This is a genomic window from Nocardioides sp. P4_G4, assembly GCF_056401085.1.
This window is the reverse complement of sequence record NZ_JBFUKA010000050.1, coordinates 16,924-39,162: the sequence shown is the minus strand read 5'-3', so window position 1 is coordinate 39,162 and position 22,239 is coordinate 16,924. Positions and strand designations below refer to the sequence as shown.

The following is a 22,239-nucleotide window of genomic DNA, read 5'->3' as shown; positions in this document are numbered from 1 at the left end:
CCTAGGTGGGCGTTCGGCCGAGCAGCGCCCGGGTGGCGGCGATGGCGTCGGCGAGCACGTCGTTGGCCGGGCGGCCCAGCGCGGTCGCGGCCCGCGCGACGTCCTCCCACTCGGGCTGGGCGTTGACCACCTCACCGGCGTGCCGGGCCAGCTTGACCGCGATCTCCTGGCCCGCGACCTCGACGGCCACCATCTCGCGGTCGAGCGCGTGCTTGGCCAGCCGGGTCTCGCGGACGCCGATCGTCGAGGTGTGTCGCCACAGCGCCTCGCGCACGTCCTCGGCGCGCGTCGACGAGGTGAGCACCGAGAGCGTGTGGGCCGGACGCCCCTTCTTCATGAGGATGGGGGTGAGCCACGCGTCGCTGGCCCCCGCGGCGAACAGTGCCGTGATGACCGACGGCCAGACGCGGGGGTCGAGGTCGTCGATGTTGGACTCGATGAGCAGCGGTCCCGCGTCCGGGGCGGGGGAGCTGCCGGTGAGGATCCGCAGCACGTTGGCGTGGGTGTCCGGGTCGCGGCCGCCGGCCCCGATCCCGATCTCCGCCACCGTCATGGCCGGCTGTGGTCCCCAGGAGTCGGCGAGGGTGGTCAGCAGCGCCGCGCCGGTGGGTGTGCAGGACTCGGCGCTGCCGGGACCGGCGAGCGACGGTACGCCGCGCAGCAGCTCGGCCACCGCGGGCGGCGGCACCGGCATCGTGCCGTGCGCCCCGCGGACGGTCCCGGTCCCCACCGCCACGGGCGAGACCACCACGGGCCCGCCGACGTGCGTGGCCAGCCAGGCGAAGCCGGCGCACACGCCCACGACGTCGGCGATCGCGTCGAGCGCCCCGACCTCGTGGAAGGCGACGTCGAGCGGGTCGGCGCCGTGCACCCGGGCCTCGGCGACCGCGAGGCGCTCGAAGGTACGGCTCGCACTCTCGCGGACGTCCTCCTCGAGCTCGGCCCGCTGGAGCAGGCCGCGGATGTCGCGCCAGCTGCGGTGGTGCTCGCTGTCGGCGATCTCGACGTGGCAGCGCGTGGCGGCGAAGCCGTTGCGGCTGACGGTCTCCGGGGCCAGCGCGATCGGCTCGGGTGCGACCGCGTCGACCGCGCTGCGCACGACGGCGAGGGGCACCCCGGCCCCGAGGAGGGCGCCGAGCAGCATGTCGCCGCTGGCACCGGCGGACGCGTCGACCCAGACGGTCATCGGGTCGCCCCGTCGGTGGGGCCCGCAGGAGTCCCGACCCGACGGGCGATGCGGGCGGCGGCCACACCGGCGCCGTACCCGTTGTCGATGTTGACCACCGTCACGCCGGGGGCGCAGGAGTTGAGCATGCCCAGCAGGGCGGCCAGGCCGCCGAAGGAGGCGCCGTACCCGATGCTGGTGGGGACCGCGATGAGCGGCGTCCCGGTGAGGCCGCCGACCACGGACGGCAGGGCGCCCTCCATGCCGGCGACGACGACGAGGCAGTCGACCTCGTCGAGCCGGTCCCGCACCGCCATCAGTCGGTGCAGGCCGGCCACGCCGACGTCGCGGATCTCGACCGGCTCCGAGCCGTGGCAGGCGACGGTGAGCGCCACCTCGGCGGCGACCGGGGCGTCGGAGGTGCCGGCGCTGACGACCCCGACCCGACCGTGCGGGACGGGCAGCGGGCCCAGGGTGGCCGCGCGGGCGGTCTCGTGGACCGTCGCGCCGGCGTCGCGGGCGGCCTCCATCGCCTCGGGGGAGAGGCGGGTGGCCAGCACGGCGCGGTCGGGGTGGCTCGCGTGCAGGGTGGTCAGGATCGCGGCCACCTGCTCGGGGGTCTTGCCGGCGCCGTACACGACCTCCGGGTCACCGGTGCGGGCCGCGCGCTCGAGGTCGACGCGCGCGAAGCCGAGGTCGGCCGTGCGCTGGTCGGGACCGGGGGTCTCACTCACGCGCACAACGCTAGCGCCGTGCCCGCCGGTGGTGGAGGGCGCCCGCGCCACTCCCGGTCGAGGCCGGCGTCCCGCCACCGCCGGTCGAGGCGGGCGTCGGTTCCCGGGGCGACGCACCAACTGGCGGCGTACGACGTGTCTCGGGGGACTCGCGAGCGGGGGCGCGCCAACTGGCGGCGTACGACAGGGGTATCGGCCTCAGACCTGTCGCCCGCCGCCAGTTGCGCCGAAGGGCCTGTCGCCAGCCGCCAGTTGCGCCTGAGTGGAGCCGGCCGCCGCCGTTGGTTGAGGAGGGAGCCCCCCGGACTCCTACCCCGCCCGGAAGGCGTCGGCCGGGTAGACCCCCAGCACCTTGACCTCGGTCGTGAAGAACTCCAGCTCCTCGAGCGCGTTGCGCACGCCCGGGTCGTCGGGATGGCCGTCGACCTCGGCGAGGAACTGGGTCGCGGTGAAGTGGCCGTCCACCATGTAGCTCTCCAGCTTGGTCATGTTGACGCCGTTGGTCGCGAAGCCACCCAGCGCCTTGTAGAGCGCGGCCGGCAGGTTGCGGACGTTGAAGATGAAGGTGGTGACGATGGGCCCGTCGCCCCGCGGCGCCTCGTCGTAGTCCCGCGACAGGACGATGAAGCGGGTCGTGTTGTGGTCCTCGTCCTCGATCTCGTCGCGCAGCACCTCCAGGCCGTAGATCTCCGCGGCCAGTGGCGGTGCGATCGCTGCCTGGGTGGGGTCGGCGGCCTCGGCGACCTCCCGGGCCGCCCCGGCGGTGTCGCCGGACACGATCGGGGTCAGCCCGAGCTCGCGGATCACCCCGCGGCACTGTCCGAGGGCGTGCACGTGGCTGTGCACGGTCCGCAGCCCGGCCACGTCGGCACCCGGGGTGGCCATCAGGGCGAACTGGATGCGCAGGAACCGCTCGCCCACGATGTGCAGGCCGCTGGTCGGCAGAAAGTGGTGGATGTCGGCGACCCGGCCGGCGATGGAGTTGTCGATCGGGATCATCGCCAGGTCGGCGTCACCGTTCTCGACGGCCGCGAACGCGTCCTCGAACGACGCGCAGGGCAGCGCCTCCCAGTCGGGGTAGGCCTGCTGGCAGACCAGGTGGGAGTTGGCCCCCGGCTCGCCCTGGTAGGCGATCCGCCGGGCGCCCCGGCTCGAGGCGGTGCTGGGCGCGATGGACGTCACGGCTCGGAGTCTGGCACGCGGTCCCGTGTCGCGACCGCCTCGTCTCAGCGCCCGCCATAGGGTCGGCCCCGTGTGGATCCTCGCCTCGATCGCCCTCGTGCTCGCCCTCCTCGCCGTCGTGCTCGCCGTCGTCGCGCTGCGTCGTACGGCGGCCGCCGGCGCTCGTCCGTCGGCCGACGCCCTCCCCGAGGACGTCCACGGGCTGCGGCAGGAGGTCGCAGCGCTCAAGGCTGAGGCCGGCGACGCGCTGCGCCACCTCTCGGTCGTGCGGTACGACGCCTTCGGCGACGTGGGCGGTCACCTCAGCTGGAGCCTCGCGCTGCTCGACGACGCCGGCCACGGCGTGGTCCTGACCTCGATCCACGGGCGCAGCGAGGCCCGCACCTACGCCAAGAACATCACCGGCTGGACCTGCGAGCAGCCGCTCTCGCCCGAGGAGGACGAGGCGATTGCCCACGCCCGAGGCTGACGCGTCGGCACCGCGGTCCTGCGCCTCGCCAAACGCGTCCACCTCCGGGTAGTCCGTGATCCGTGACGTTCGGACCCCGAAACGGCCGCGACAGGCGTCCGAACGTCACGGACTACCCCGAAAAGGGCGTCAGCGCTGCCCCTCGTCAGCGGGGGACGCGGACCAGCAGCCGCCCGTGCACGCACGACATCCGCAGCTCGCGACCGGCCCCGATCGAGTCGCCGTCGAGCTGGCGGGGGGTGTCGGAGGAGGCGCGCAGGACGACCCGCTGCCCGGTCATCCGGTTGATCAGCTCGTCGGTCTTGGCGCGCTTGGCCAGCACCCGCACGGCCAGCGGGATCCAGGACAGGAAGCGCTTGGGGTGCAGGATCACCACGTCGAGCACGCCGTCGTCGATCGCCGCGTCCGGCAGCAACGGCATGCCGGCCTGGAGGTAGCCGACGTTCCCGACGACGACCGTGCGGGCCCGGTGGACCGTGGGCTCCTCGTCGTCGACCTGCACCTCGATCTTCACCGCGGGGAACATCAGCGACCGGAGCCCCGAGATGACGTAGGCCAGCCAGCCGACCCGGGCCTTGATGTCGTCGTTGACCCCCTCCATCAGCGCGGCGTCGAAGCCCATGCCGGCCATCACCATGAAGTGGGTGTCCTCGATCCCGTCGCCGCTCACGTCGACGAGGTCGATGGCCCGGTCCTGGCCGTTGAGGGCCACGTCGATCGCCGAGCGGATGTAGAGGGGGATGTCGAGGTTGCGGGCGAGCAGGTTGCCGGTGCCGGCGGGGATGATCCCGACCGGGATGCCGGTGCCCGCCAGCTCGGCGCACACCTCGCGGACGGTCCCGTCGCCGCCGCAGACCAGGACGAGGTCCGCCCCCTCGACGGAGGCCTTCTCGGCCATCCCGGTGCCCGGGTCCTCGATGGTCGTGTAGTGCCAGCTCGGCTCCGACCACCCGGACTCGGCGGCCATCGAGGTCACGATCGCGCGGAACGCCCCGACGTCCTCGACCTTGATCGGGTTGAGGACGACCGCGAGCCGACGCTCGCTCTCGAAGACCTCCGGGAGCGGCACCTCGTGGACGGCGTGGCCGCGGGGCAGGGGGTTGACCAGCGCGATGAACAGCAGCGTCACGGCCAGGCCGAGGAGCGACCCGCCGACCACGTCGGTCGGGTAGTGCCGCCCGAGCATCACCCGGTCGGCCCAGGTGACGAGCACGAGCAGCACGCACCCGGCGTACGCCCAGCGGCGCAGGCCGGAGCGGCGCAGCAGCATCAGCGCCAGCAGGGCCAGGATGGCGGCGTACGCGGTGACGGACGAGGCGTGGCCCGACGGGAACGACTTGCTCTCCAGGAAGTCGGACGAGATCTGCCACTCGGGGCGGGACCTCGCGAGGGTCAGCTTGAGGCCGGTGGTGATCAGCGACGTCGTGATCATCACGAGCACCGTGAACAGCGCGGCCCGACGGTGCTTGTTGTAGAGCAGCGCGCCGGCCAGCAGCACCGTGAGCACGGTCATCCCGATGGTGCCGAACGCGTGCTCGAAGACACTGAGGAAGGTCAGCAGGTGCTGGTGGCCGTCGGCCCAGTCCTCGGCGTTGCGGCCCCAGGTGTCGATGCTGTCGAGCGGGGAGCGGTCCTGCTGGGCCACCATCCACGCGATCACGGCGAAGGCGAGGGCGAAACCGGCAGCCCAGAGGAGGGTCACGTGGCGGGGGCGGTCGAGCACCGCGCCAGTATGCCGGGCTMCTGCGGATAGCCTCTCCTTTGTGATTGACCCCCGCCTGCTCCGAGACGATCCCGACCGCGTGCGCGCCGCCCAGGCCAAGCGCGGACTCTCCCCCGACGTGGTCGACTGGGCCCTGTCCGCCGATGAGTCCCGCCGCGCGGCGATCGCGGCCTACGAGAACCGTCGCGCCGAGCAGAAGGCGATGGGCAAGCAGGTCGCCCAGGCCCAGGGTGAGGAGAAGCAGGCCCTGCTCGCGCAGGTCAAGGACCTCGCCTCGGCCGTCAAGGAGCTCGAGGCCGCCCAGAACGCCGCCGAGCAGGAGTGGGACGACGCGCTGCGCTCGATCCCCAACGTCGCCGCCGACGAGGCCCCGGCGGGCGGGGAGGAGGACTTCGCCACCATCGAGCACGTCGGTACGCCGCGCGAGTTCGACTTCGAGCCTCGCGACCACATCGAGCTCGGCAAGATCCTCGGCGCCATCGACCTCGAGCGCGGCGCCAAGGTGTCGGGCTCGCGCTTCTACTTCCTGACCGGCATCGGCGCCCGCCTCGAGCTGGCCCTGGTCAGCATGGCGATGGACCAGGCCCGCGAGGCCGGCTTCACCCAGGTGATCGCCCCGTCGCTGGTCAAGCCGCGCGCGATGGAGGGCACCGGCTTCCTCGGCCAGGCCGCCGACGACGTCTACCGCATCGAGGGCGAGGACATGTACCTCGTCGGCACCAGCGAGGTAGCCATGGCGGCCTACCACTCCGACGAGATCCTGGACGGCGCGTCGCTGCCGCTGCGCTACGCCGCGTTCAGCCCGTGCTTCCGCAAGGAGGCCGGCTCGCACGGCAAGGACACCAAGGGGATCATCCGCGTCCACTGGTTCGACAAGGTCGAGATGTTCGTCTACACGACGCTCGAGGAGTCGTACGCCGAGCACCAGCGGCTGCTGGCCTGGGAGAAGGAGTTCCTCGACAAGCTCGGGCTGGCCTACCGCGTCATCGACGTGGCGGCCGGCGACCTCGGCCTGTCGGCGATCCGCAAGTTCGACTGCGAGGTGTGGATCCCCACCCAGGGCAAGTTCCGCGAGCTCACCTCGACGTCCAACTGCACCGACTTCCAGACACGTCGCCTCGACACCCGCCAGCGCACGGCCGACGGCATCGCGCCGGTCGCGACGCTCAACGGCACCCTGACGGCCATCACCCGCACGATCGTGGCGATCCTCGAGACGCACCAGAACGCCGACGGGTCGGTCACCGTGCCCGAGGCGCTCCGGCCCTACCTCGGGGGCCTCGAGGTCCTGGAGCCCCTGCAGCCGGTGGGGGACCGCGCGTGAGCGCTTGGGTGCCGCGGCTGGTCGCGCTCGACATCGACGGCACGCTGCTCGCCTGGGTCGAGGGCTCCGGCCAGACCTACGAGCAGGTCTCGCCGGCGCTGTACGACGCCGTCCAGCGCGCCCGGGCCGCCGGCGCCCACATCGTGCTGGCGAGCGGTCGCTCCCCGCACGGCATGACGATGATCGCGGACCTGCTCGACATCCACGACGGTGACCACGAGCCGCTGTGGATCGTGGCGTCCAACGGCGCCGTGGTCTTCCGCTACCCGCCGGTGGTGGTGGTGCACGAGGACACCTTCGACGCCGCGCCCGCGGTCGCCGCCGTGCTCGAGCGCCACCCCAACGCGCTGGTCGCGGTCGAGGAGCGGGGCGTGGGCTACCGCGTCAACCGGCACTTCCCCGAGGGCGAGCTGTCCGGCGAGATTATCATCACCGACGTCGACGAGATCGTCGGCCACCCGGTCAGCCGCGTCATCATCCGCGACCCCGACGCGACCGCCGACGACTTCGTCGAGCTGGCCGACACGCTCGGGCTGCACTCCATCGGCTACGTCGTCGGCTGGACCGCCTGGCTCGACCTCTCCCCGCAGGGCGTGCACAAGGCCTCCGGCCTGCAGCACGTCGCCGACGAGCTCGGCGTCGAGGCCCGCGACGTGCTGGCCATCGGGGACGGTCGCAACGACATCGAGATGCTTCGGTGGGCCGGTCGCGGCGTCGCCATGGGGCAGGCCGTCCAGGAGGTCCGGGACGCCGCCGACTTCGTGACCGACACGGTGTACGACGACGGGGCCGCGGTCGAGCTCTCCCGGTGGTTCGGCGACGGGTCCGGGGTGCCCTCCTCGCCCCACGGGTCCGACTCGTGACGCGACCCCGCCTGGTCGCCACCGACCTCGACGGCACCCTGCTCCACACCGACGGCACCGTCACCGACCGCACCCGAGCGGTGCTCGCGGCGCTCGACGAGCTCGGCGTACCCGTGGTCTTCACCACCGGGCGGCCCATGCGCTGGATGGAGCAGCTGTGGGAGGAGGTCGGTGGGCACGGCCTGGCGATCTGCAGCAACGGCGGCATCGTGTACGACGTCGCCCGCCGCGCCGTCCGGACCGCGCGGACCATCCCCGCCGAGGTGCTGCTGGACGTGGGTGCGGCGATCCGCAGCGAGATCCCGGGGTCCACGTTCGCCCTGGAGAAGACGACCGGCTTCGCGCGCGAGCACGACTTCATGCCGCGGTTGAAGGTCAACACGGTGCCCGACGTCCCCACCGGCACGCTCGAGGAGATCGCCGACGACACGGTGGTCAAGCTGCTCGCACGGCATGACGAGATGGGTCCCGAGGACTACTGGCGGCGCGTCGCGGAGGTCGTCGGGGAGCGGGTCGTCACCACCTGGTCGTCGACCGGGACCCTCGTGGAGATCAGTGCGGCAGGGGTCACCAAGGCCACCACGCTGGCGACCCTGGTCGCCGAGCTCGGCGCGAGCCCCGACGAGGTGATCGCCTTCGGCGACATGCCCAACGACCTGCCGCTGCTGGAGTGGGCCGGGACGTCGTACGCGATGGCCAACGGGCACGCGACGGTGATCGCGCTGGCCGACCACACGGCTCCTCGCAACGACGAGGACGGCGTCGCCGAGGTGCTCAGCCGGGTGTTCGACCTGTCGGTAGGGTGACGCGCATGTCCTCCCGCCTCCCGGCCGTGCTGCCGCGCCTGCTGCGCGCGCTCCTGGCCTGCGTGTTCGTGGTGGGCGGCATGGTGCTGGCCGTGCAGGCGCCGGCCTCGGCGTGCACCTGCCAGCCGGCCGACGCCGAGCGCCAGACGTCCCGCGCGGACGCCGTGTTCATCGGCACGGTCGACGGGGTCACCCAGGTCGACCAGCAGTACGAGATGGCCGTGACCGCCACCCGGGTCTACAAGGGCACCGTCGAGCGCAGCACGAGCGTGACGACGGCCCGCCAGACCACCGCGTGCGGGATCGGCGAGCCCAAGCCGGGCAACGACTACCTCTTCATCGTGCGCGGGGACGCCCCGCCGTACGTCGCCAACAGCTGTGACGGCACCGGTCAGGTCAATGCCGACCGTGTGGCCCAGATCGAGGGCATCCTCGGCACCGGTCAGGCCGTGCTGCCGCCCCCGCCCCCGACGGCCACGCTCACCCGCGTCGAGGAGTCACCACCCGCGTCGCTGGCACGGCTGGCGGCGCCCGGGGCCGCGTTGTTCATCCTCAGCCTGCTCGGACTCGTCGTCGTCGCACGGCTGGGTCGCCGGGGCTGACGCCCTCCGGGGGCGGGCTCAGAGGTACATCCCGCCGGACTCGCCCGGGGCCGACGGCTCGCCGGTCGGCATGGTCGGCATCCCCTGGGGCTGGGAGGCGGCCTGACCGTCGGGGTGCATGCCCGGGGGCAGCGCGCGGCGCATCTGCTCGAGCTGGCCGCGGGCGGCCATCTGCTGGGCGTAGATCGCGGTCTGGATGCCGTGGAACAGCCCCTCGAGCCAGCCCACGAGCTGGGCCTGGGCGATCCGCAGCTCGCCCTCGGAGGGGGTGCTGTCCTCGGTGAAGGGGAGCGTGAGGCGGTCGAGCTCCTCGACCAGCTCGGGCGCGAGCCCGGCCTCGAGCTCCTTGATGGAGGCCTGGTGGATCTCCTTGAGGCGGTTGCGGCTGGCCTCGTCGAGGGGAGCCGCCTTCACCTCCTCGAGCAGCTGGCGGATCATCGAGCCGATCCGCATGACCTTGGCGGGCTGCTCGACCAGCTCGGTGATGTGTCGCTGGCCGTCCTCGGACTGCTCGGCGTCGGCGGCGGGCATCGGGGGGAGCGCGCTGACCGGGATCGTCCCGACGGGGCGTCCGTCGGGGCCGACCACGACCACCTGCTCCTCGCCGGAGGGGTCGTCGTGGCCCGGCTGGTGCTGGGGGCTGCCCTGCTGATCGCTCATGCCGTCCACCCTAGCCGCGGGTCGCACGCGTGCCCCGGGCCCTGCTGACGACCCCGGGGCGCCCGGCCGGTCCTCAGAGGGTGAGCACGATCTTGCCGATGTGGTCGCTCGACTCCATCAGGGCGTGCGCGGTCGCGACGTCCTCGAGCGGCATCGTCGTGTGCACGATCGGACGGACCGTGCCGTCGGCGACGAGGGGCCAGACGTTCTCCACCACGGAGGCGCAGATGGCGGCCTTGTCGTCGGTCGGGCGGGCCCGCAGCGAGGTGGCGATCACGGCGCCGCGCTTGCGGAGCAGCGCGTTGATGTCCAGCTCGCCCTTGGCGCCGCCCTGCATCCCGATGATGACCAGGCGGCCCTCGGTGGCCAGCGCGTCGACGTTGCGCCCCAGGTAGGAGGCGCCCATGTTGTCCAGGATGACGTCGGCGCCCCCGTCGTGCTTGACCACCTCCACGAAGTCCTCCTCGCGGTAGTTGATCGTCACGTCGGCGCCCAGCTCGGCGCAGGCCGCGAGCTTCTCGGCGCTGCCGGCCGTGGCGAAGACCTTCGCCGACGTCGCGGTGGCCAGCTGGATGGCCATGGTGCCGATGCCGCCGGAGCCGCCGTGCACCAGGAACCGGTCGCCCGGCTGGAGCCCGGCGACCATGAAGACGTTGGACCACACGGTGCAGGCCACCTCGGGCAGCGCCGCCGCCTCGACGAGCGAGATCCCGGCGGGCACCGGCATGAGCTGCCCCACGGGCACCACGACGTACGCCGCGTAGCCACCGCCGGCGAGCAGTGCGCAGACCTCGTCGCCCACGGCCCAGCCCTCGACGTCCTCACCGAGTGCCGCGACGGTGCCGCTGCACTCCAGCCCGATGACGTCGGAGGCTCCGGGGGGAGGGGGGTAGAAGCCCTGGCGCTGCAGGGTGTCGGCGCGGTTGACGGCGGTGGCCGCTACGGCGACCAGGACCTCGCCGGGACCGGGCGTCGGGTCGGGCACCTCGCCCACGGACAGGACCTCGGGACCTCCGGTGCCGGAGGCGATGACGGCTCGCATGGGTCCACCATGCCAGCCCGTCCGGAAGCCGGGCCGGCAGGTCGGTCGACCTACTCCTCCTCGAAGTCCTCGCCCGTGTGGTCGACGGTCGAGTCGTCGGGGACCTCGTCGTCGACGTCGTCGGGGTCCGGGGCACCGGCGGGGCGCTCCCAGCGCTCGGCGAGGCCCTGGGCGAGGGCGGCCAGGCGCTCGATCTCCTCCGGGTCGGCGTCCCGGGCGCCGACGGCCACCCCGAGCAGGTAGGCGGTGACGGGCGCCGCGGTCTTCTGCACGTTCCTGGCCGAGGTACGCGCCAGGTCGAGCACGAGGCCCTCGTCCACCTCGGTCTCGACGTCGAGCACGTCGCACAGCTCATCGATCCAGTCGTGGAGGTTCACACCCTCAATCTCCACCCGGGAGGATTCGGCGTGCAAGTACCTTGCCGACGTCGCCCGCGTGTCACGCCTGCAGGTCGCGCCAGTCCGCCCAGGTGTCCACGTCGCGCGCCTCCGCGCCGTCGGCCGGCACGTCCGCGAGATCCAGGTCGACCAGGAGGGCACGCAGGGACATCCCGTGCTGGTGCTCGAGGTCGGGCCGCACGGCAGCGAGACGGTCGGCGTGGATGACACCCGCGAGCTGTCGGCGCCCGTCGGGATCCACCAGGAAGGCGCCGTCCCGCCCGGACGCCGCGTCCCGGAGTCGTCGCACCGTGTACGCCGTCACGTGCGGCATGTCCACCGCCAGCACGCCGACCAGGGACGGCGTGCGCAGCAGGGCGTCGACGCCGGTGAGCAGCCCGGCCACGGGGCCGCCGCTGGGTGGGTCCTCGCGGGTGAAGGTCACCGGACGCGACGTCGGCACCGACCGGGGGCCGACCACGACCACCTCGTCGGCGTCGAGGAAGGCGTCGACGGTGCGGTCCAGCAGGGTCCGCCCGCGGAGCTCGAGCCCGGCCTTGTCGATGCCGTCCATGCGTGCCGCCGTACCGCCCGCGAGGACGACCCCGCAGAAGCCCGCCGCGCCCACGTCCAGTGCCATGCCGCCGAGTCTCCCAGCGGTGTCCTCCCGGCGGGGTCCCGGTGCCCCGCGCGGTAACCTTCGGGCCGTGTCTTCCCCTTCTCGGGGGCCCGTGAAGGGCCGCCGCATCGCCGAGAGGCCGCCGTCGAGGTGGCGTCCCGGTCCGTCGACGAGCGCCGGGACCGGGCCCCACGAGCCCCCCGGTGAGCCGATCCGGGAGGAGGCCCGTCCGCGTCCCGAGGACAGGCCCGCTCGCGGGACCGAGTCCTCGGCAGCGCCCGTCGAGCCGCAGGTCGCCCCTCCGCCCCATCGCCCGGTGGGCGACCGCCCGGCCGACCCTGCGGCACCCCCGTCCGACCCGGACCCCGAACCGGAGGTCTCTCCTCGCACCCGCGGGCTGCTGTGGCTGCTGGCCGGGCTGGTGCTGCTGGCCGGGGTGGCGGTGCTGGTCACGTCCGCGGCGGGCCTGGGGCCGGAGTGGATCGACGGCGCCGGCGCGATCGCCGTGGCCACGGTCCTCTGCTGGGCGCTGGCGGTGCGCACCGGTGGCCGCCCGTGGGTCACGGTCGTCCTGGCGCTGGCGATCGGTGTCCTCGCGGTCACCGTCGACACCCCCGTGCTGCGCACGGGTGCCGCGGTCCTGACCTCCGTAGCGGGCGGCGTGCTGGCGGTGATGCTGACCGTCCCCGCGGCCACCTACTGGCGCGCCTGCCGCGAGGTCCTCGTCGCCACCGTCCTGGCGGGAGTCACCGCGCTGGCGGTGGTCGGCTTCGAGCCCACGGTCACGGTGCCGCGCTTCGACTACGCGTCGCTGCTGCTGGGGCTGCTGCTGGTCTTCGCCCTCGTCTACCGCCTCGGTGCCGGTCTCCACGGCCTCGGTCGGCGCGGCCTCGTCGCGGTCCTGGTGGGCGCGGTCCTCCTGGTCCTCACGCTGGCCTACGCCGAGCTCCTGCGTCGGTACGGCGCGGGGTCGGTCGTGCAGTCCGCCCTCGACTTCGTCGACTGGACCACCGAGCGGATCGGAGCCTTCCCGCGCCCGCTCGTGGTGCTCCTCGGCATCCCGGCGCTCGTGTGGGGCACCCACATGCGTGCCCGCCGTCGCCAGGGCTGGTGGGTCTGCGCCTTCGGCGTCACTGCCACGATCCCGCTGTCCCAGGGCCTGCTCGACCCCGACGGCAGCTTCCTCGAGGCCGGGCTGCGGGCGGCGTACTCACTCGTCCCCGGCCTGCTGCTCGGCTATCTCGTGGTGCGCGTCGACCTCGCCCTCACCGGTCCCCGCGGTCGTCGCGGACGACGCGCGGAGGAGGCCGAGGCACACCGCCCCGAGCCCTCGCGCCTCGCGGAGCTCTGAGTACGCCCCGGTAACGGCTAGGTTCGCTCGCATGGCCCGCTCCCAGTCCACCGAGATCCTCGCCGAGATGGTGGCCAACGTCCTTGTCGTGTCCTGCGAGGTCGGCGACACCATCGCCCAGGGGGACACCGTCATCCTGCTGGAGTCGATGAAGATGGAGATCCCGGTCCTCGCCGAGCGCGCGGGCATGGTGACCGCCATCAAGGTCACTGCCGGCGACGTCGTCCAGGAGGGCGACCCGCTCGTCGTCCTGGACTGACTGCGTCACCGCCGGGTCGCGTGCGGCACAGTAGGCCCCATGCTGATCCGCGGTGCAGTCCTGGAGTCGATCGGGGCCTCGCGCCCCTACGCCGAGTCCCGTCCCCTCACCATCAGTGAACTCGAGCTGGACCCGCCCGGACCCGGCGAGCTGCTCGTGCGGGTGGAGGCTGCCGGCCTGTGCCACTCCGACCTCTCGGTCGTCGACGGCAACCGGGTGCGCCCGGTGCCCATGCTGCTCGGGCACGAGGCCGCGGGGCGGGTCGTCGAGGCCGGACCCGGGACGACGGTGCAGGTCGGCACCCGGGTGGTGATGACCTTCCTGCCGCGCTGTGGCGAGTGCGCTGCGTGTGCCACCGACGGGCTCGCCCCGTGCGTCCCGGGCAGCGCGGCCAACAACGCCGGCCACCTCATCGGCGGAGCCCGGCGGTTGCACCGCGACGGCGCCGACGTGTTCCACCACCTCGGGGTCTCCGGCTTCGCCGACCACGCGGTCGTGCACGAGACGTCCGTGGTGGCCGTGGACGACGACGTTCCCGCCGAGATCGCCGCGGTGCTCGGGTGCGCCGTCCTCACCGGTGGGGGCGCGGTCCTCAACGCCGGACGGCCCACGCCGGGGCAGACCGTCGCCGTGGTGGGCCTCGGGGGAGTCGGGATGGCCGCGGTGCTCACCGCGCTCGCCCAGGACGGCGTACGCGTCGTCGGTGTCGACACGCTGCCGGAGAAGCTCGAGACCGCCCGGCGCCTCGGCGCCCACGACGCGCTCACCCCCGACGAGGCGATCGCGCAGGGGCTCAAGGCCGAGGTCGTCATCGAGTGCGTCGGTCGCGCCCGCGCCTTCGAGGCGGCGATCRACCTCACCGCACCCGGCGGACGGACCGTCACCGTGGGCCTGCCCGCCCCTGACGACACGGCCACCGTCTCGCCGCTCGCGCTGGTCGCCCAGGGCCGCACCATCATCGGCAGCTACCTCGGGTCGGCCGTCCCGAGCCGCGACATCCCTGTCTTCGCCGCCCTGTGGCGCGCCGGACGGCTGCCGGTCGAGCACCTCGTGTCGTCCCACGTCGCGCTCGAGGACATCAACGAGGGCATGGACCAGCTCGCCGACGGTCACGCGATCCGCCAGGTCATCCTCTTCGACTGAGGGCGTGCGGGCCGATCAGCCGGTCGACTCCTCCGGGCGCCCGTCCTGCGCCCACCGGGTGTGGAACGTGCCCTCGCGGTCGACCCGCTCGTAGGTGTGCGCGCCGAAGTTGTCGCRCAGCGCCTGGATGAGCGCCGCCGGCAGCCGGTCGCGCCGCAGGCCGTCGAAGTAGGCCAGCGACGAGGAGAACGCCGGGGTCGGTACGCCGCCGCGCGCCGCGGTCGCTACCACCTCGCGCCAGGCGTCCACGCCGTCCTTCACCGCGTCGGCGAAGTACGGCGTGGTGAGCAGCGTGGTGAGGTCGGGCTCGTCGGCGTACGCCTCCTTGATCCGGTCCAGGAACTGCGCCCGGATGATGCAGCCGCCACGCCAGATGGTGGCGACCTCGCCGAGGTCGATGTCCCAGCCGTGCGCCTCCGCGCCCGCCGCGATCTGGTCGAACCCCTGCGCATAGGCGACCACCTTGGAGGCGTAGAGCGCCGCGCGGACCTGGTCGACGAAGGTGTCGCGGTCGACGTCCACGCGCTGCGACTCCGGGTCGGTGGCGAAGACCTTGCGGGCCGCGGCGCGCTGCTCGGTGTGGCCCGACAGCGAGCGGGCGAAGGTCGCCTCGGCGATGCCGGTGACCGGTACGCCGAGCTCGAGGGCGTTCTGCACCGTCCAGCGGCCGGTGCCCTTCTGCTCCGCGGCGTCGCGCACGACGTCCACGAACGCGTGGCCGGTCTCGGCGTCGGTGTGGCGGAGCACGTCGGCGGTCATCTCGATGAGGAACGACTCGAGGTCGCCGCCGTTCCACTCCTCGAAGATGTCCGCGACCTGCGCGGGCTCCAGGCCGAGCACCGAGCGCAACAGGTCGTAGGACTCCGCGATGAGCTGCATGTCCGCGTACTCGATGCCGTTGTGCACCATCTTCACGAAGTGGCCGGCGCCGTCGGGGCCGACGTGGGCGCAGCAGGGGGTGCCGTCCACGACCGCGGCGATGGACTCGACCACCGGGCGCAGCCGCTCGTAGGCGTGCTCCGAGCCGCCGACCATGATCGAGGGGCCGTTGAGCGCTCCCTCCTCGCCGCCCGAGACGCCCATGCCGACGAAGTGCAGGCCCTTCTCGGCCAGCGCCTCCTGGCGTCGGACCGTGTCGGTGAAGTGCGCGTTGCCGGCGTCGACGACGATGTCGTCCTCGTCCAGCAGGGGCACCAGCTCGTCGATCACGGCGTCGGTGGCCTCGCCGGCCTTGACCATGATGACGATGGCGCGTGGCTGCGCGACGGCGGCGACGAGCTCCTCCAGCGACTCGGCGCCGACGAAGTCGCCCTCGTCGCCGACGTCGTCGAGCAGCGCGGTCATCCGCGCGGTCGTGCGGTTGTGCACCGCGATGGTGTGGCCGTTCCGGGCGATGTTGCGGGCCAGGTTGCGCCCCATGGTCGCCAGGCCGGTGAGGCCGATGGTCGCTCGAGCGTGCTCGTTGGACATGTCTCGCCCAACCTCTCCGGGCGCGGACCTATTCCGTGCGTCACCCACCGCGGGGCACGCTGGGCACAGGCCCGGGCGCGCACAGGACGCCGGCCCTTGAGCACGAGCGGGAGCACGGAGGGACGATGACGCACGACTTCGACGCGGACTACTGGGAGACCCACTGGCGGGAGGTGGGAGGGGACGCCTCACGCCGCAAGGCCCCCGCCAACCCGTACGTCGCCTCCGGCACGGCGGGCCTCGCGCCGGGCACCGCGCTGGACGCCGGGTGCGGCGAGGGGGCCGAGGCGATCTGGCTCGCCGAGCACGGCTGGCAGGTCACCGCGGCGGACATCTCCGCCGAGGTCCTGGCCCGGGCGGCCGACCGTGCCGCGGCGAGCGGATCGCCGGACCGGGTGGAGTGGGTCCGCGCCGACCTGGGCACCTGGGAGCCGCCGCGGCAGTACGACCTGGTGACCACGCACTACGCCCACCCCGCCATGCCCCAGCTGGCGTTCTACGAGCGCATCGCCGCCTGGGTCGCGCCGGGCGGGACCCTGCTCGTCGTGGGACACCTCCAAGACACCGACCATGCGCAGGGACACGGCCACGGACACGGGCACGGACACGGACACGGCCAGGGGGAGGGTCACGGGCACGGCGACGGCGACGGGCGGCCGCCCGAGGAGGCGACGGTGACCGCCGCGAGCGTGGTCGGCCGACTCGACCCGACGCTCTGGGAGGTCGTCTCCGCGGACGAGCACGAGCGGGACGTCGGGGACGGCGCCCGCGAGCTGCACGACGTCGTCGTACGAGCACGGCGCCGGGCGTCCGGCGGCACCTGAACCCGGCCTCACGACGGAACATCCGACCGCCCAGGGCCGTCAGATCCTCCGCGGGACGGCCAGCCAGCCCCTTGGGAACGCGGCCTCACCCCGCACGGGTGATCTCCTCGCGCCGTCGGAGGTGCTTCCGTGGACGGGTTCGCGAGAAGCTCCCGGCCGAGAGGAACCGCGAGATGAGTGAGGTCGACGCGACGACGGCGAAGGCAGCCACCGGAGTCCTGGTGGCCACCTGCGTCTCCACCCTGGTGGTCAACGCCAACACCTCCGCGGTGAGCATCCTGCTCCCCGCGATCAGCGCGGACACCGGCATGTCGGTCGACACGCTGCAGTGGGCCGTCACGGGCTACTCCCTGGTCGGCGCCGCCGTGATCGTGACCTCGGGGTCGCTGGGCGACGTCTTCGGCCGCAAGCGGGTCTTCCAGCTCGGGCTCCTGCTCTTCGTCGCCTCCTGCGTGCTCATCGCCCTCGCCAACTCGGGGGGCATGGTGATCGCGGGACGGCTGATCCAGGGCGCGGCCGGCTCGACGATCCTGGCCTGCGGCCTGAGTCTGCTCACCGTCGCCAACAGCGGATCGGCACAGGTGCGGGCGGTGTCGCTGTGGGGTGCCGCCGCGGCCGTCGGCGCCGCGGCCGGACCGCTGGTGGGGGGCGTGCTCGTCGACGTCGCCGGGTGGCAGGGGCTGTTCTGGATCGACGCCGTGATCGCGGTCCTCGTCGTGCTGCTCACGGCCGCCACCGTCTCGGAGTCACGTGACCCGGACCGGCCACCCACGATCGACTACGCCGGCTCCGCGCTGGTGGCGTTGACCCTCGCCCCCCTGATCCTCGCCCTGAGCAAGGGCAGCGACTGGGGGTGGCTGTCGTTCGGCACCGTCGGCTGCTTCGTGGTCTCGGTGCTCGCAGGCGTCGGGTTCGTCGCCGTCGAGCGACGCGTCGCGCTCCCGCTCCTCGACCTGGCGCTCCTGCGCAACCGGGTGCTGGTCGGGTCGACCATGGCCATCCTCATCGGCGCCGGCACGATCAACGCGCTGATGTTCGTGCTGAGCCTCTACCTCCAGGACCCGAGCACGCTCGGGTTCAGCCCGTTGGACGCGGGCCTCGCCACCCTGCCCGCCACCGTAGGACTGGTGGTCGTCGCGCCCCTGGTTCCCCGACTCGCCACCAAGTTCGGCGGCCGTCAGGTCGTCGGCCTGGGCTTCCTGGTCACCGCACTCGGGTTCTCCGCGGTCGGCTTCGTCGAGTCCTCCTGGCAGTACGGCGTCTTCGTGCTGCCGTTGCTCGCCATCGCCGTCGGCATGGGCCTGTCCAACGGCCCGGCGTCGGCGGCCTCGACCGCCTGCGTGCCGCCCGCGCAGGTCGGCTCGGCGTCCGGGGTCTCGAACATGGCGCGCTACGTCGGTGCCGCCGTCGCGACGGCGCTGGCCGCGACGATCTACAGCTCGGTGACCGCCAACCGGATCGCCGACGGGTCCTCCGACGCCGACGCCCTGGCCTCGGGCCTGTCGGCGACGTCGTGGCTGATGGCCGTGTTCAGCTTCGCCGGCGTCCTCATGGCCGTCCTCATGGGAAGGAGGTTCCGCGCCTCGCAGGGCACGCTCGGCGATGTCGCGGCCGCCGCATCCGCCCACACCCACACCCTGCCGACCACGGCCAGCGGGGCGGCACCGGAGCCCGCCGCCCGGTCCTGACCCGGTTGACCACGAGTACCGAAATGAGCGACAGCCGGACCCAGTGGATCCGGCTGTCGATCGGTCGGCGGTGGCGGTGGGATTTGAACCCACGGTGGGTTTGACCCCACACATCATTTCGAGTGATGCACCTTCGGCCGCTCGGACACGCCACCGCGGGAGAGATTACCGGACGCCGGACGCGGCGCTAAATCGACCTCTGCTCGGCGAAGAACGCGTCCAGCAGGGCGGTCGACTCGGCGGCCAGCACCCCGGCGACGACCTCGGGCCGGTGGTTGAGCCGCCGGTCGCGCACGACGTCCCAGAGGGAGCCCACGGCGCCGGCCCGGTCGTCGTACGCACCGAAGACGACGCGCCCCACGCGCGACAGCACGGCCGCGCCGGCGCACATGGTGCACGGCTCGAGGGTGACGACCAGCGTGCACCCGGTCAGGCGCCACTCGCCGCGCGCGAGGGCGGCGGCCCGCAGGGCGACGACCTCCGCGTGCCCGGTCGGGTCGCCCTCGGCCTCGCGCACGTTGCGGCCCCGGGCGACCACCWCGCCGGCGGGGTCGAGGACGACGGCGCCGATCGGGACGTCACCGGTCGTCACGGCCTCCCGCGCCTCGTCCAGGGCGAGGCGCATCGCGGGCTCCCACATCAAGCGAGGTCCGGGCTCATGCAGAGGTGAAGCCGACGGCGTCGTCGAAGAGCTCGCCGAAGCCGATGCGGCGGGCGATGTCGGAGAGCATCTCGTCGGGGAAGAGCTCACCGTCGTCGAGCAGCACGCCCATGTCCATCGCGTGCATCCCCAGGTCGCCCAGCAGGTCGAGGTCGCCCGCGGGTACCTGCTCGTCCTCGTCGTCGGCGGGGGGCAGGCCGAGGAAGTCGACGGCCGACTGGGCCAGCTCCCACTCCTCCGCCGCGGTCACGTCGGACAGGAGCACGCGCGTGGTCGATCCGGCGACCCGGACGAGGACGAAGAAGTCCTCGTCGACGGCCACCATCCCGAACGCGCCGGTGTCGCCGGAAAGGCGGCGCAGCGCGTGCGCGAGGGAGTCGACCGAGTCGTAGGCGGGCGAGGCGATCTCCTGCACCTGCCACTCGCCGTCGTCGTGGAACGCCGCGAGCGCGAAGTCGATGCCGTCCGACAGCTCAGGCATGAGGGCTCCTTCCGCAGGCTCCGTCCCGACCGGGGTTCCAGCGTCGCAGAAAGCCGACCGTGCGCCAACCCTGTTCTGGCCCGCGACCACTAGGGTTTGCGCCATGCGCACCCACGTCATCGACCACCCGCTGGTGTCCCACAAGCTCACCACGCTGCGTGACGAGGGGACGGACTCCCCGACCTTCCGCCGGCTCACCGACGAGCTGGTGACGTTGCTGGCCTACGAGGCCACCCGCGAGGTCCGCGTCAACGACGTCACCATCCAGACGCCGGTGGCCGAGGCGACCGGCGTCAAGCTGGCCACCCCCAAGCCGCTGGTGGTGCCGATCCTCCGCGCCGGGCTCGGCATGCTGGACGGGATGATGCGGTTGCTGCCCACGGCCGAGGTCGGCTTCCTGGGCATGATCCGCAACGAGGAGACGCTGGCCGCGTCGACGTACGCCGAACGGCTCCCCGAGGACCTGTCCGGTCGCCAGTGCTACGTCCTCGACCCGATGCTGGCCACCGGCGGCACCCTGGCCGCGGCGATCCGCTTCCTCACCGACCGCGGCGCCGACGACATCACCTGCATCTGCCTGCTCGTCGCCCCCGAGGGCGTGGCGGCGCTGGAGAAGGGCCTCGAGGGGCTCGACGTCCCCGTCACCGTGGTGACCGCCGCGATGGACGAGCGTCTCAACGAGAAGGGCTACATCGTCCCCGGACTGGGCGACGCCGGCGACCGCCTGTACGGCGTGGCCCAGTGACCCTCGGGCCCACCCGCCGCCACCGCATCGAACGCACCGTCAACCGGGTGGCCTCCGCGAGCCCGGCCCGGCTCCAGTCGCTCCTCGCCGGCCGCGAGGTCACCAGCGAGGGCCAGCGGCTCAGCCCGCAGTTCGCGCTGGCGCTGCGCGCCCTGTCCTTGACCGGCAAGACGTCGTACGACGCGCTCGACGTGCCGGCGGCCCGGGCGCTGCTGGAGAAGGAGTCCTGGACCTTCACCGGGCCCACCATCGAGGTCGGCGCGGTCCACGACCTGACCCTCGACGAGGACGGCGAGGTGCCCGTCCCGGCCCGCCTCTACCTCCCGGCGGACGAGCCCGGCGGCTTCGGCGGTCCGCCGCCGGTCGTCGTCTTCCTCCACGGGGGTGGCTGGGTCCTCGGCAGTGTCGAGAGCCACGACGCCGTCACCCGGTTCCTGTGCCGCCACGGCCGGTTGGCCGTGCTCTCGGTCGACTACCGCCTCGCCCCCGAGCACCCCTTCCCGGCCGCGGTCGAGGACGCGCTGCACGCCGTGCGGTGGGCCCGCCGCCACGGCGAGGAGTGGGGGTACGACGCCTCGCGCCTCGCGGTCGCCGGCGACTCCGCGGGCGGCAACCTGTCCGCGGTGGCCTGCCAGCAGCTCCGCGGGACCCCGGACATGCCCGACCTCCAGGTGCTGGTCGTCCCCGGTGTCGACTTCACCTCCCGCACGGCGTCGCGGGCGGCGTACGGCGACGGCTTCTTCCTCACCGGCAGCGAGATGGACTGGTACGAGGAGCACTACCTCGGCCCGGACACCGACCGCAGCGACCCCCGGGCCTCGCCGCTGCTGGCCGAGGACCTCTCCGGGCTCCCGCCGGCGTACGTCGCCGTGGCCGGCTTCGATCCGCTGCGCGACGAGGGCGAGGCCTACGCGCGTGCGCTGCGCGACGCGGGCGTGCCGGTCACGCTGCGGCGCCACACCGCGCTGGTGCACCCCTTCATCAACGGCATCTCGATGAGCGACGAGGCGCGCGCCGCGGGCTTCGAGATGGTCGGCGCGATCCGTCTCGGCCTGCGGGCCTGAGGCCCGCCCCCGCGAGGTGGCGGCCAGTCAGGCAGGGGCGTCGGCCACGAGATAGCCGTCCTCGAGGTGCACCGGGATCGGGTCCACGATCTCCATCGCGTCGAGGCCCTCGGGCTCACGGTTCAGGAAGCCGATGAGGCACCACGAGCCGTCGCGACGCTGCACGAGCGGGGCGGCGAACAGGGTCGGGGCGGCGGTGAGGGGGCGGGCGCTCGCCACGTCCCACGGACCCAGCGGTGAGTCACCCGGCACCGACCACGTGCAGTACTCCCCGAAGCGGGCGCGGTGCTTGTCGGTCTGCTCGTCGGGGTGGCAGGTGAAGACGAGCACCCACTGCCCGTCGACCTGCCGGACCTGGAGCACCTCGAGCTGGCCGAAGCCGGTGCCGGACTCGCTCAGGGGTGGCCGCACCTCCCACGTCGCCAGGTCCCGGCTGACGGCGTGGCCGACCACGCCGTCGTCGTTGCGATCGGCCCCCACGCCACGGGCGGTGACCAGCATGTGCCACCCGTCGCCCCCGGGGTCGCGGAGCACCTGCGGGTCGCGCCAGGTCTCGCTGGCCGCGACGTCCGCCGGCTGCGTCTTGTACCAGCGCGGGTCGATGTCCAGCACCGGTGCCGTGCCCAGGCGACGCCAGGTCGTCAGGTCGTCGGACACCGCGACGCCCAGGCGCTGGTCGTTGAGCCCGCCCCCGGTGGAGATGGCGGTGTAGAAGAGGCGCCACCGCCCGTCGTCGTCGCGCACCACGGAGCCGGTCCAGATGGCCAGGTCGTCCCACCCGCCGGGGAGCGGGCCCAGGGCGTCGGGGCACTCGGTCCACGTCACCAGGTCGGGCGAGACGGCGTGGCCGACCACGGCGCGCGTGTGCCGTGACGACGGTCCCGCCTCGGAGCGCTCGGCCTTGAGGAAGAAGAGGTGGTGCTGCTCCCCGTCGTCGACGACCCAGCTGTCCCAGACCCAGTGCGCATCCAGCCTCAGCACGCCGGA

24 protein-coding genes and 1 tRNA gene are annotated in these 22,239 nt (G+C 73.2%); 12 read left to right on the top strand and 13 right to left on the bottom strand.

Features of this window, described 5'->3' with window-relative positions; translation table 11 throughout:
• Nucleotide 1: 1 nt before the first annotated feature.
• From larC to AC1DQF_RS12995, 3 genes are all read right to left on the bottom strand, one after another.
• Nucleotides 2–1,186, bottom strand: a complete 1,185-nt coding sequence (larC, locus tag AC1DQF_RS13005) for a nickel pincer cofactor biosynthesis protein LarC (protein ID WP_477525640.1) — start codon at nucleotides 1,184–1,186, stop codon at nucleotides 2–4.
• Complete coding sequence (larB, locus tag AC1DQF_RS13000; protein ID WP_477525639.1) at nucleotides 1,183–1,899, bottom strand: nickel pincer cofactor biosynthesis protein LarB; 717 nt, start codon at nucleotides 1,897–1,899, stop codon at nucleotides 1,183–1,185. The genes larC and larB overlap by 4 nt, the downstream gene beginning before the upstream one ends.
• 309 nt (nucleotides 1,900–2,208) lie before the next feature.
• A complete protein-coding gene (locus AC1DQF_RS12995; RefSeq protein ID WP_477525638.1) occupies nucleotides 2,209–3,081 on the bottom strand; it encodes a prephenate dehydratase in 873 nt (290 codons plus the stop codon).
• A 70-nt stretch (nucleotides 3,082–3,151) separates the two neighbouring features.
• Between AC1DQF_RS12995 and AC1DQF_RS12990 the strand changes: the two genes are divergently transcribed.
• The gene (locus AC1DQF_RS12990) at nucleotides 3,152–3,550 is read left to right on the top strand and encodes a DUF4446 family protein (RefSeq protein WP_235537185.1); all 399 of its coding nucleotides are present in this window, start codon (nucleotides 3,152–3,154) and stop codon (nucleotides 3,548–3,550) included.
• A 145-nt stretch (nucleotides 3,551–3,695) separates the two neighbouring features.
• On the opposite strand, the gene AC1DQF_RS12985 is transcribed toward AC1DQF_RS12990, so the two are convergent.
• Nucleotides 3,696–5,273, bottom strand: coding sequence for a bifunctional phosphatase PAP2/diacylglycerol kinase family protein (locus AC1DQF_RS12985; protein WP_477525637.1), 1,578 nt, complete (start codon nucleotides 5,271–5,273; stop codon nucleotides 3,696–3,698).
• A 40-nt stretch (nucleotides 5,274–5,313) separates the two neighbouring features.
• Here AC1DQF_RS12985 and serS point away from each other — a divergent pair, with 40 nt between their 5' ends.
• From serS to AC1DQF_RS12965, 4 genes are read left to right on the top strand one after another with little or no spacing between them, the layout of a single operon-like run.
• Complete coding sequence (serS, locus tag AC1DQF_RS12980) at nucleotides 5,314–6,597, top strand: serine--tRNA ligase (RefSeq protein WP_477525636.1); 1,284 nt, start codon at nucleotides 5,314–5,316, stop codon at nucleotides 6,595–6,597.
• The gene (locus tag AC1DQF_RS12975) at nucleotides 6,594–7,460 is read left to right on the top strand and encodes an HAD family hydrolase (RefSeq protein ID WP_477525635.1); all 867 of its coding nucleotides are present in this window, start codon (nucleotides 6,594–6,596) and stop codon (nucleotides 7,458–7,460) included. Before serS ends, AC1DQF_RS12975 begins: the two co-directional genes overlap by 4 nt.
• Nucleotides 7,457–8,266 (top strand): HAD family hydrolase, encoded by an 810-nt coding sequence (locus AC1DQF_RS12970; protein WP_477525634.1) that lies wholly within the window; start codon nucleotides 7,457–7,459, stop codon nucleotides 8,264–8,266. Before AC1DQF_RS12975 ends, AC1DQF_RS12970 begins: the two co-directional genes overlap by 4 nt.
• Nucleotides 8,267–8,271: 5 nt before the next feature.
• Nucleotides 8,272–8,868 carry a hypothetical protein gene (locus AC1DQF_RS12965; RefSeq protein WP_477525633.1) on the top strand — a complete coding sequence of 199 codons (597 nt, stop codon included), beginning with the start codon at nucleotides 8,272–8,274 and terminating at the stop codon, nucleotides 8,866–8,868.
• Between the two features lie 18 nt (nucleotides 8,869–8,886).
• On the opposite strand, the gene AC1DQF_RS12960 is transcribed toward AC1DQF_RS12965, so the two are convergent.
• From AC1DQF_RS12960 to mobA, 4 genes are all read right to left on the bottom strand, one after another.
• Complete coding sequence (locus tag AC1DQF_RS12960; protein ID WP_477525632.1) at nucleotides 8,887–9,528, bottom strand: bacterial proteasome activator family protein; 642 nt, start codon at nucleotides 9,526–9,528, stop codon at nucleotides 8,887–8,889.
• Nucleotides 9,529–9,601: 73 nt separating this feature from the next.
• Entirely contained in the window at nucleotides 9,602–10,570 is a 969-nt protein-coding gene (locus AC1DQF_RS12955) for an NAD(P)H-quinone oxidoreductase (RefSeq protein WP_477525631.1), read from the bottom strand.
• 50 nt (nucleotides 10,571–10,620) lie between these two features.
• Nucleotides 10,621–10,947, bottom strand: coding sequence for a DUF6457 domain-containing protein (locus tag AC1DQF_RS12950; RefSeq protein ID WP_477525630.1), 327 nt, complete (start codon nucleotides 10,945–10,947; stop codon nucleotides 10,621–10,623).
• Nucleotides 10,948–11,008: 61 nt separating this feature from the next.
• Complete coding sequence (gene mobA / locus AC1DQF_RS12945) at nucleotides 11,009–11,587, bottom strand: molybdenum cofactor guanylyltransferase (RefSeq protein ID WP_477525629.1); 579 nt, start codon at nucleotides 11,585–11,587, stop codon at nucleotides 11,009–11,011.
• Between the two features lie 295 nt (nucleotides 11,588–11,882).
• Here mobA and AC1DQF_RS12940 point away from each other — a divergent pair, with 295 nt between their 5' ends.
• Genes AC1DQF_RS12940 through AC1DQF_RS12930 form a run of 3 tightly spaced genes read left to right on the top strand, consistent with a single transcriptional unit; the run spans nucleotide 11,883 to nucleotide 14,319 of the window.
• Complete coding sequence (locus AC1DQF_RS12940; protein ID WP_477525628.1) at nucleotides 11,883–12,917, top strand: hypothetical protein; 1,035 nt, start codon at nucleotides 11,883–11,885, stop codon at nucleotides 12,915–12,917.
• A gap of 31 nt (nucleotides 12,918–12,948) precedes the next feature.
• On the top strand, nucleotides 12,949–13,176 hold the full coding sequence (locus AC1DQF_RS12935; protein WP_477525627.1) for a biotin/lipoyl-binding carrier protein: 228 nt from the start codon (nucleotides 12,949–12,951) through the stop codon (nucleotides 13,174–13,176).
• Between the two features lie 39 nt (nucleotides 13,177–13,215).
• Nucleotides 13,216–14,319, top strand: a complete 1,104-nt coding sequence (locus tag AC1DQF_RS12930; RefSeq protein WP_477525626.1) for a zinc-binding dehydrogenase — start codon at nucleotides 13,216–13,218, stop codon at nucleotides 14,317–14,319.
• A 15-nt stretch (nucleotides 14,320–14,334) separates the two neighbouring features.
• Here the strand turns inward: AC1DQF_RS12930 and gndA are convergent, their stop codons facing one another.
• On the bottom strand, nucleotides 14,335–15,789 hold the full coding sequence (gene gndA / locus AC1DQF_RS12925) for an NADP-dependent phosphogluconate dehydrogenase (RefSeq protein WP_477525625.1): 1,455 nt from the start codon (nucleotides 15,787–15,789) through the stop codon (nucleotides 14,335–14,337).
• 125 nt (nucleotides 15,790–15,914) lie between these two features.
• On the opposite strand from gndA, the gene AC1DQF_RS12920 reads away from it, so the two are divergent.
• Both AC1DQF_RS12920 and AC1DQF_RS12915 read left to right on the top strand, forming a co-directional pair.
• Complete coding sequence (locus AC1DQF_RS12920; protein ID WP_477525624.1) at nucleotides 15,915–16,613, top strand: class I SAM-dependent methyltransferase; 699 nt, start codon at nucleotides 15,915–15,917, stop codon at nucleotides 16,611–16,613.
• A gap of 173 nt (nucleotides 16,614–16,786) precedes the next feature.
• Nucleotides 16,787–18,301, top strand: a complete 1,515-nt coding sequence (locus AC1DQF_RS12915) for an MFS transporter (protein ID WP_477525623.1) — start codon at nucleotides 16,787–16,789, stop codon at nucleotides 18,299–18,301.
• Nucleotides 18,302–18,369: 68 nt separating this feature from the next.
• Here the strand turns inward: AC1DQF_RS12915 and AC1DQF_RS12910 are convergent.
• The 3 genes from AC1DQF_RS12910 to AC1DQF_RS12900 all read right to left on the bottom strand — a co-directional run bounded on the left by AC1DQF_RS12910 (nucleotide 18,370) and on the right by AC1DQF_RS12900 (nucleotide 19,443).
• Nucleotides 18,370–18,456: transfer RNA gene (locus tag AC1DQF_RS12910), tRNA-Ser, on the bottom strand.
• Nucleotides 18,457–18,488: 32 nt separating this feature from the next.
• Nucleotides 18,489–18,926 carry a nucleoside deaminase gene (locus AC1DQF_RS12905; RefSeq protein ID WP_477525622.1) on the bottom strand — a complete coding sequence of 146 codons (438 nt, stop codon included), beginning with the start codon at nucleotides 18,924–18,926 and terminating at the stop codon, nucleotides 18,489–18,491.
• A 31-nt stretch (nucleotides 18,927–18,957) separates the two neighbouring features.
• Nucleotides 18,958–19,443 carry a tRNA adenosine deaminase-associated protein gene (locus AC1DQF_RS12900; RefSeq protein WP_477525621.1) on the bottom strand — a complete coding sequence of 162 codons (486 nt, stop codon included), beginning with the start codon at nucleotides 19,441–19,443 and terminating at the stop codon, nucleotides 18,958–18,960.
• Nucleotides 19,444–19,546: 103 nt separating this feature from the next.
• Here AC1DQF_RS12900 and upp point away from each other — a divergent pair, with 103 nt between their 5' ends.
• Both upp and AC1DQF_RS12890 read left to right on the top strand, forming a co-directional pair.
• Complete coding sequence (gene upp, locus AC1DQF_RS12895; protein ID WP_477525620.1) at nucleotides 19,547–20,188, top strand: uracil phosphoribosyltransferase; 642 nt, start codon at nucleotides 19,547–19,549, stop codon at nucleotides 20,186–20,188.
• Between the two features lie 47 nt (nucleotides 20,189–20,235).
• The gene (locus AC1DQF_RS12890) at nucleotides 20,236–21,252 is read left to right on the top strand and encodes an alpha/beta hydrolase (protein ID WP_477525619.1); all 1,017 of its coding nucleotides are present in this window, start codon (nucleotides 20,236–20,238) and stop codon (nucleotides 21,250–21,252) included.
• 27 nt (nucleotides 21,253–21,279) lie between these two features.
• Here AC1DQF_RS12890 and AC1DQF_RS12885 read toward each other — a convergent pair whose 3' ends face one another.
• The gene (locus tag AC1DQF_RS12885; protein WP_477525618.1) at nucleotides 21,280–22,233 is read right to left on the bottom strand and encodes a hypothetical protein; all 954 of its coding nucleotides are present in this window, start codon (nucleotides 22,231–22,233) and stop codon (nucleotides 21,280–21,282) included.
• Between the last annotated feature and the right edge of the window lie 6 nt (nucleotides 22,234–22,239).